6 protein-coding genes and 1 pseudogene are annotated in these 8144 nt (G+C 69.4%); 3 read left to right on the forward strand and 4 right to left on the reverse strand.

Going from position 1 to position 8144, the window contains the following annotated elements; all coding sequences use genetic code 11:
- The first annotated feature begins 324 nt into the window (after positions 1-324).
- Positions 325-651, forward strand: a complete 327-nt coding sequence (locus tag AC31A1_RS41420) for a hypothetical protein (protein WP_489658247.1) — start codon at positions 325-327, stop codon at positions 649-651.
- Positions 648-3314 (forward strand): helicase associated domain-containing protein, encoded by a 2667-nt coding sequence (locus AC31A1_RS41425; RefSeq protein ID WP_489658248.1) that lies wholly within the window; start codon positions 648-650, stop codon positions 3312-3314. The genes AC31A1_RS41420 and AC31A1_RS41425 overlap by 4 nt, the downstream gene beginning before the upstream one ends.
- 162 nt (positions 3315-3476) lie before the next feature.
- Here AC31A1_RS41425 and AC31A1_RS41430 read toward each other — a convergent pair.
- Both AC31A1_RS41430 and AC31A1_RS41435 read right to left on the reverse strand, forming a co-directional pair.
- Positions 3477-3611, reverse strand: a pseudogene (locus AC31A1_RS41430) (Pycsar system effector family protein); the annotation flags it as partial.
- Between the two features lie 62 nt (positions 3612-3673).
- On the reverse strand, positions 3674-3901 hold the full coding sequence (locus AC31A1_RS41435) for a hypothetical protein (RefSeq protein WP_489658249.1): 228 nt from the start codon (positions 3899-3901) through the stop codon (positions 3674-3676).
- Between the two features lie 63 nt (positions 3902-3964).
- On the opposite strand from AC31A1_RS41435, the gene AC31A1_RS41440 reads away from it, so the two are divergent.
- Positions 3965-4789 (forward strand): hypothetical protein, encoded by an 825-nt coding sequence (locus AC31A1_RS41440; RefSeq protein WP_489658250.1) that lies wholly within the window; start codon positions 3965-3967, stop codon positions 4787-4789.
- 294 nt (positions 4790-5083) lie between these two features.
- On the opposite strand, the gene tpg is transcribed toward AC31A1_RS41440, so the two are convergent.
- A complete protein-coding gene (gene tpg / locus AC31A1_RS41445) occupies positions 5084-5641 on the reverse strand; it encodes a telomere-protecting terminal protein Tpg (protein WP_489658251.1) in 558 nt (185 codons plus the stop codon).
- A gap of 10 nt (positions 5642-5651) precedes the next feature.
- Positions 5652-7874 carry a telomere-associated protein Tap gene (gene tap / locus AC31A1_RS41450; RefSeq protein WP_489658252.1) on the reverse strand — a complete coding sequence of 741 codons (2223 nt, stop codon included), beginning with the start codon at positions 7872-7874 and terminating at the stop codon, positions 5652-5654.
- Positions 7875-8144: the final 270 nt, after the last annotated feature.

The raw sequence follows: 8144 nt of genomic DNA on the forward strand, positions 1-8144 counted from the left end.
TCAGGAAGGAGCGCGCGGTGGGGCGGTGGAGTCTGACTCAGGACTGATCCGCTATCGGATCGTGGCGCAGCCGACCGACCCGGCGCACCCCGGATTCTCGGTGGTGACGAACTGCACCTATGCGCGGTCCGTCGAGGAGGCCGTGACGAAGGTGCGCCGAGCGAAGGAGAAGCCGGGCGGCCTGTACGGGGACCAGGGCCTGTACCGCGTCGTGGAGGCCGTCGAGGAAAGCCCGCAGAGCGAGGCGCCGGCGGAGCTTGTCGAGCGCGTCCTCACCGTGTGCGAGCAGCACTACGCGGCCGTGACCGGCACCAGCCCCGAGCAGTGGACCAGGAGACGTCCCGGGAGATCGCCCTGCGGACCGTGCAGCTGGCGGACCGCGAGGCGTACCCGCAGGCACTGGAGAACTACCTGGTCGCGAACCGGGCCCGGCTGGAGCAGCTGTGGCGCGTCGACGGACCCGCTGGCGTCTTCCCTCCGGGCGTCTACCACCTGGTGGAGCTGCCCGGGTCGTTCATGCTCTGCGAGCGGCTCAAGGCCGCCCCGATGTGGCTCGAAGGGATCTGGGCCAGGGAATGCGACTCGGAAACCCCTCTCGAAAGGCTTCGTGAAGCCTGGCTGTACGGCACTGACAAGGACGGCGGACGATGAGCAGGATTCCACTCAAGAAACACCAGATCGACCAGAAGTCGAGTTTCCGTAAGTGGGTCGGATTCCCTGCAAGATCATCTGTGCCCCCTCAGGGTGCCCGTGGCACGATCGTGTCAGCGACCGGCTCCGGAAAAACGATCATGGCGGCCGCGAGCGCGCTGGAGTGCTTCCCCGAGGGCCGGATCCTCGTCATGGTGCCGACCCTGGACCTGCTCGTGCAGACCGCCCAGGCGTGGCGGGCAGTGGGCCACCACTCCCCCATGGTCGCCGTGTGCTCGCTGGAGAACGACCCGGTGCTGAACGAGCTCGGGGTGCGCACCACCACCAACCCGATCCAACTCGCCCTGTGGGCAGGGAGCGGGCAGGTCATCGTGTTCGCCACCTACGCCTCCCTCGTGGACCGCGAGGACTTCGACGACCCGACGGGGCAGGGGCGCGTTCGCGGGCCGCTGGAGGCCGCTCTGGCGGGCGGAGAGCGCCTGTACGGCCAGCGCATGGACGGTTTTTCGCTCGCCATCATCGACGAAGCCCACTCAACCGCCGGTGATCTTGGCAGGCCCTGGGCGGCGATCCACGACAACGCCCGCATCCCCGCCGCCTTCCGGCTGTACCTCACCGCCACCCCGCGCATCCTCGCCGCGCCCCGGCCGCAGAAGGGCGCGGACGGCCAGGATGTGGAGATCGCGACCATGGGCCAGGACTCGGAAACCTACGGGCCATGGCTGGCCGAACTGGGGCTCTCGGAAGCAATCGAGCGCGAGATCCTCGCCGGATTCGAGATCGACGTGCTGGAGATCCGCGACCCCTCCCCCGTCCGCGGAGAATCGGAGGAAGCGCAGCGCGGCCGGCGCCTGGCGCTTCTGCAGACCGCGCTCCTGGAACACGCCGCCGCGCGCAACCTGCGCACTGTGATGACTTTCCATCAGAAGGTGGAGGAGGCCGCGGCGTTCGCGGAGAAGATGCCGGAGACGGCTGCGGAGCTGTACATGAATGACGCCTCCGACGACGACCTGGCAGCCGTGTACCGGCTCCCCGCATCGTCGATCGACGCGGAGTTCTACGAGCTGGAGGCCGGCCGCCACGTACCCCCGGACCGCGTGTGGTCCGCATGGCTGTGCGGCGACCACCTCGTCACCGAACGACGCGAGGCGCTGCGGCAGTTCGCCAACGGCATCGATGCCAACAACCGGCGCGTACACCGCGCGTTCCTCGCGAGCGTTCGCGTGCTCGGAGAAGGCGTCGACATCACCGGCGAACGGGGCGTGGAAGCCGTCTGCTTCGCCGACACCCGCGGCTCCCAGGTGGAAATCGTGCAGAACATCGGCCGCGCGCTCAGGCTCAACCGCGACGGCAGCACGAAGATTGCCCGCATCATCGTGCCCGTCTTCCTGGAACCGAACGAGGACCCCACCGACATGGTCGCCAGCGCCTCGTTCCGCCCCCTTGTAGCCGTTTTGCAAGGGCTCCGCAGTCATGATGAACGACTCGTTGAGCAACTCGCCTCCCGCGCCCTCAGCCGAGGCAAGCACGCGCGCAAGGTCCACGTGCAGCGCGATGAGGACGGCCAGATCGTCGGCACCGACGGCTCGGGCGACAGCGAGGACCAGGAGCACGACGACACCCAGGCCGCCGCCGAATCAGCCCTGCTCCACTTCTCCACTCCCCGCGACGCGGCCACCATCGCCGCGTTCCTGCGCACCCGCGTCTACCGGCCGGACTCGCTGGTGTGGCTGGAGGGCTACCAAGCCCTCATCCGCTGGCGGAAGGAGAACGAGATCATCGGCGTGTACGCCGTCCCCTACGACGTAGAGGTCGAAGTGGGGGTGACGAAAGATTTTCCGCTTGGGCGATGGGTCCACCAGCAGCGGAAGGCCCTGCGGGCCGGGGAGATGGAGCCGCGGCGCAAGGAGCTGCTGGACACCGAAGAGGCCGGGATGGTGTGGGAGCCGGGCGAGGAAGCCTGGGAGACCAAGCTCGCCGCGCTGCGGTCCTACCGGCGGGCCACCGGGCACATGGCTCCGCGTCAGGACGCTCTCTGGGGCGAGGGCGACGCGATGGTGCCCGTCGGGCAGCATGTCGCCAATCTCAGGCGCAAGGGCGGTCTCGGGAAGGACCCGGAGCGGGCGGCGGAGCGCGCGCAGCAACTGGCGGCGGTCGACCCGGACTGGGACTGCCCGTGGCCGCTGGACTGGCAGCGCCACTACCGCGTCCTCGCCGACCTCGTCGACGCCGACGGCAGCCTGCCGACCATCCAACCGGGCGTCCTGTTCGAGGGCGACGACATCGGCAAATGGCTCGCACGGCAACGAGAAGCAAGCACCTGGGCGCAGCTATCCACCGAGCAGCAGGACCGGCTGTCCCGGCTGGGCGTCAAGCCCGCCGAGCGGCCTGCTACGGCTCCGGCCGAGAAGAGTGTGGCTGACGGTCCGGCCAAGACGTCGGCCGCCTTCGCCCGCGGCGTAGCGGCACTCGCGCAGTACATCGCACGGGAGGGCAAGACCAGCGTCCCGCGCGGGCACAGCGAAGAAATCGCGGTCGACGGCGAGACTGAACCGGTATCCGTCCGGCTTGGCGTATTTCTGAGCAACACCAAGGCCAGGCGGGACAAGCTCACCAACCCGCAGCGCGCCGAGTTGGCCAGGCTGGGCATCACCTGGGCCTGAGGGGTGCCGGTAGAGGGTCGAGCCAGGCAGAGGTGAAACTCCGAGAGGTCCCAGCCCTACGCCCTGGGGCCCGGGACCTCTCGGTGCGCGTTTCCTGGACGTTCCCCTTCGGCCTGCGATCCAGTGTTCACCCCATCGGCCAGCGACTCCCGCAAGGAACACCACCAGCGAGCCCAGACCGAAGAGAACGAAGGAGAGCTGCACGTGCCGATGCTTCTTCCACGCAATTTCGCTCATAACGATGAGCTGGCGGCTGAGGACCGGGAGGATGTCGGTCTGTTGTCCCGGGACAGCCAGCTCTTACCTGTTGAAGCCATCGCCCCGGCCACGGTCTCGGGGCACGCGAGTCCGTCAGATACTCACAGCGCCAAGCAGCACGCCAGCCAGCCCGGTCGTTGTCGATCATCTCCACCGAGGCGGTAGGCACCGTTCCCCGAGCCGTTCAGCGGAAAGCCGGAGCAGGCTCCGCTGCCCACCACGCACACCAGCAACGCGACGGTGATCACGTACGGGGTCGTCATGGCCAGCAGGATGTCCACGCCCTCGGGGCCGCGGCCGGGGCCTGTTGTCAGTGGTGCCAGGGACACTGGTTGCAAGCCTCAGCGTCGCAGCTTGAGGGGTCGGCTTTGCCCGGACCAAAGGATTGGCGCATGCTCACCGAAGCGCTCATGGCCGTGGCCGGAGCCGGCGGTACCGCTGTCGTCCAAGCTGCAGGCACAGATGCATGGACCGGTCTGCGGCAACGCGTAGCCCGTCTCCTGGGACGCGGCGACACTCAGCGTGAGCGTGCGGAGCTGGAGCGCCTTGACCGCACTGCGCAGGCGCTGGAAGAAGCCGATGCGACCGGCGAGACGGAGCGGGCGCTCCTCCGCCAGGAGGCATCGTGGCAGACCCGCTTCGAATCGCTCCTGGAGAATCTGGAGGACTCCGAGCAGCAGCAGGTCGCAACCGAGCTTCAGGCGCTGGTGGTCGAGCAGCAGGAATTCGCGGCTCGGCAGGGCGTGGTCGGCAACACCTTCAACGGCCCCACCGCTCTGCAGGTCGGAAACCACAACCAACAGGAGAACCGCTTCCACATCGCGAGCTACCTGCCCGCTGCCGCAGGCCCCCGGGTGATCCTCCAGGTCTCCAACTCCATCCCGGTCTACGACCTGCCCGACGGCAGTCAGGACCTAGGCGATCATTTCGTCAGCGTGGAGGCGGTCAACACCGGAGACCAGCCGATTGCCATTACCGGCTGGGGCATCGAGCTCCCCGGTGACCGGCGCATGTTCGTCACGCGAGGCGAGAACTGGGCAACTCCGCTCCCCCACGTGCTCGACCCCGGCGCCCCTCCCGCGCGGTTCCTGATCCGGGCCGATGAACTGCGGCGGGTAGAGCGGGAGCAGGGCATCCCGTACACACAGATGCGGCCATACGCGGGGCTGGCCGACGGGACGGTCGTCCACGCCGACCGCAGCGTGCCGTTGGCCTGACCGTCGGGGTGAGGAGCGGTCTGCCGGTCTCGGCGGCCCGCCCGACACCCAACGCTCGTGAGCGACCCGATCGCCGGAGCCTCCGCGCCGACCATGCACTCTCGACTTCGGCGGGGACGTGGGCGAATCCCGGGAGGCTGTGAAGGCCCGCGCAACGTCCATCGCAAAACCCGGTGCAACCGGAAAACACAGCATCTGCGTAAACGGCGCTCCGGTCAGCGGTCCAGTGCAGGCAGGTGAGCCAGATCGGTGCCGCTCATGTCGCAGTCGACGGGGCTCGCTGCTGTTCGAGATCTACAGGTCGAACTCAAGGTGCTCGATGTCGGTGAAGCGGACCTCCTCCAGTTGGCCGGCGCGGCGGCCGTTGTCCTGGAAGTACGCCTCCTTGAGTGCTTCTGCGGCGATCTGCTGGAGCTGCTGGTCGGTGGCGCCTTGCTCCTGGGCGTCGAAGAGGCGGGCGGCGTAGCGGGGCGGCAGCGCGACGGTCAGGTGCCGGAGGCGGTCCTCGTCCGTCGTGCCGATCGGTGCGGTATAGCCGATCCGGGCGCGGGTGTCGATGACGATGCCGCCCGTGGTCGCCGCCTTCTGCCGCGCCTGGGCGCGGATCTGCGGCTGCCACCGCTTCTTCACCTCGGTCTCCAGGCGCGCGGCAAGGTCCGGGCGGGGCTTCTTGATCTGTTCCTTGACGTACCGCTCGACGGTGCGCTGGGAGATCCGCAGCATCTGAGCGACCGCCTTGGTGCCCTTGAGCTGCTTCACCAGGTAGCGCATCTGCGCGGGCGCGCTCTTGGGCACCGGGCGGGTGAACGCCTTGTGCACCGCGGCGTCCAGGCCGTTGCCGAACAGGCTCATCGCGCTCTACCTACTCCCCGGTGTCCTGGTCGGTGACGGTGCCGTCCTTGATGTACCGGGCGAGGTTGAGGTCCGGGGCGTTGAACTGCTCGCGCACGCCCTCGCCCCACAGCACGCTCTGAGTGCCCTCCCACTTGACCAGCCCGGGGTTCACGCCGAGCTTGAAGCCTCCCGGGAGCGGCTTGCCGTCCCGGTAGGGCAGGAAGTCCAGCGGCGACGGCCCGTCGGACGCGTAGACGGCGCAGTCCGAGAGGACCGCGACCGGGTACTGCCCGGTGAAGGCGGCGTGCTTGACGATCTTGCGGTGCATGTTGATCCGGGTCCGGGAGATGACGGCGGCGCGGATGTCCGGGCGCCACGTCGGCCGGGCAAGGGCCCGCCACGGCTGCCCGGGCTTCCAGCCCTCGCCGCGCGGGCGCTCGCGCAGTTTGCCGATGCCGCCCTTCACCGTCGCCTTGACCGCGGACACCACGACCGCCAGTCCGGAGTCGCGGCTGCGGTAGCCGTCCATCGCCTTCAGGAACTCCTCCGGCGCCAGATCGGCGCCCACCCCGAGGTCGGCCATCGTGGCGAGGTACGCGTCGCGCAGCCGGTTGTACCAGCCGTCCAGGTAACGCCCGTTGTCGTAACGCACCCACGCCTCGACCGGGCGCACCTCGTAGCCCAGCTCGACCGCGTACGCGACGGTGGGCGTGGCGTACCACGCCGGGCCCTCGGGCCGTTCACCCTTCGGCGTGAACGGGCTCGGCAGCAGACTGCCCTCCAGGTCCGCCCACGTGTCCTTGGCGGCCTTCACCCTCGACAGGTCGATATGGGACAGGTCGACCAGCCACGAGCCGGGCAGCTTCGCGTCGAACACCGGCGCCTTCACGTGCGTCGGCGCACCGAGCCCGACGATCAGCCCGTTGGCGCCGGCGGCGAAGGCCATGTTCACGTCGATGCCCACCAGCTGGGGGCGCAGGCATTCGGCGTCGGTGAGCGGGCGCGCCCAGTCGTACGCCTCCTCCACCAGAACCTCCGCGGGGGTACGGCGGTGAAAACGCGGCAGGCCAGCGAGCAGCGGGTGACCGTCGGGGGCCTCGCACGGCGCGCAGTCCACCGGATCCTTCCCCAGCGAGCCGGGGTTGTGCTCGGAGTGCCGCTTGCCCGTCTCGTCGGGCTCGGAGGCGCGGGTCGGCGGGTGCAGCGCGGTCATCAGCTCCAGGCCCGTGACGGCGGTGGAGCCGCGCGGCGTCATCACCCGGGACGCATACGTACCGAGCAGCCGGGCGAGTTCGGCCGGCGGAAGCTGGGCGGCATCGGCCCAGTGCCGGATGTCCAGCGCGTCCCACGACGGAATACACAGCTGTACGCAGGCCCGCTCTGAGCCCTGCGCGGGTCGGTAGATCCTCGCCCAGGGCCCGAAGCCGCGCTTCGTCAGCTGCCAGTTGGCGCGGGCCAGTTGCTTGATGACCTTGTGGCTCTCCGGGATCCGCCCGGCCAGGCGCTCCTCCTTGGTGAGCGTGACCGGCAGGCCGTAGTGCTCCAGCGCAGCCTGCGTGAGGACGAGCAGCGGATCGCCGTCCTTGCCCGGCCCGGACAGCTTCGGCTGACCGAGCCGCCCCTCGCTCAGCGTCCACTCCACCAGGGCCGGAATCGACTTCGCCGGTACGTCCAGGACCAGGCCGCCGACGCAGTACGCCAGCACCTGGCCGTCGGCGACGTCGACGACCGCGAGCGGCCCGTTCTCGAACCGCGCATCGACACCACCGGCTGGGCTGCCGACGGGCGCGGCGTTACGCGCGGGCGGCCGACGCGACGTCGGCCTGGTCGTGGCCACCGGACGCGGCACAGCGGCAGGACGCAGCGCAGTGTCCTCGGAAACAGGCTCCGGGATCCGGTCTGCGGTTGGTTCGGTGCGAGCTTTGGCCGGTTCAGCGGCCGATGGCACAGGAACGGCCGAGACGGCAGGCGTCTCGGAAACCGCCGTGTCCTCAGAAGGCACCGGGGCGTTGGCAGGGTAGAGCTGGGCGAGCTGCTTCAGCATGCGGGCGTAGGCATCGCGCTCCGGCGGCCGCGGCTCGGTCTTGCCGGCCTCCCAGCCGCTGACCGTCGCACGCCGCACCTGCAGTGCGGCGGCCACCTCATCCAGCGTCAGACCGTGCGCCTGGCGCAGCCGTTTGCGTTCCGCCGGGGACGGCAGCGCGGAGCGGGACGCGACCAGCGCGTCGACCGCGTCGAACAGCTCGGACATACAGAACCTCCTGCCTCAGACCCTAGCGCGAGGCGCACCTTTCACGTACCGAACACGTACGGATGGCGTAAATGACGGTTGAGGGTTCGCGGTTGCTTCGGGAAGGGTGTTCTCGGGCTCGGGTTACTGCTGGCTCTTTGGCCGAGGGCCGCAGTTGGTGTCTGGGCCATGCCTGAACTGGCCGGGGGGAGCGGCTTGGTGTGAGAGATCCAGGAGAGCAGACGGCCGCCGTGCACCAGCCACCGCGGGGGCAGACGCCCGGGGGCGGGC

This window comes from Streptomyces sp. P5F9, from assembly GCF_057961495.1.

Bases quoted from the DNA above. Each gene is read 5' to 3' on its own strand.
- tap (WP_489658252.1), bottom strand. From the start codon at position 7,874: ATGTCCGAGCTGTTCGACGCGGTCGACGCGCTGGTCGCGTCCCGCTCC.
- AC31A1_RS41425 (WP_489658248.1), top strand. From the start codon at position 648: ATGAGCAGGATTCCACTCAAGAAACACCAGATCGACCAGAAGTCGAGT.
- AC31A1_RS41440 (WP_489658250.1), top strand. From the start codon at position 3,965: ATGCTCACCGAAGCGCTCATGGCCGTGGCCGGAGCCGGCGGTACCGCT.
- tpg (WP_489658251.1), bottom strand. From the start codon at position 5,641: ATGAGCCTGTTCGGCAACGGCCTGGACGCCGCGGTGCACAAGGCGTTC.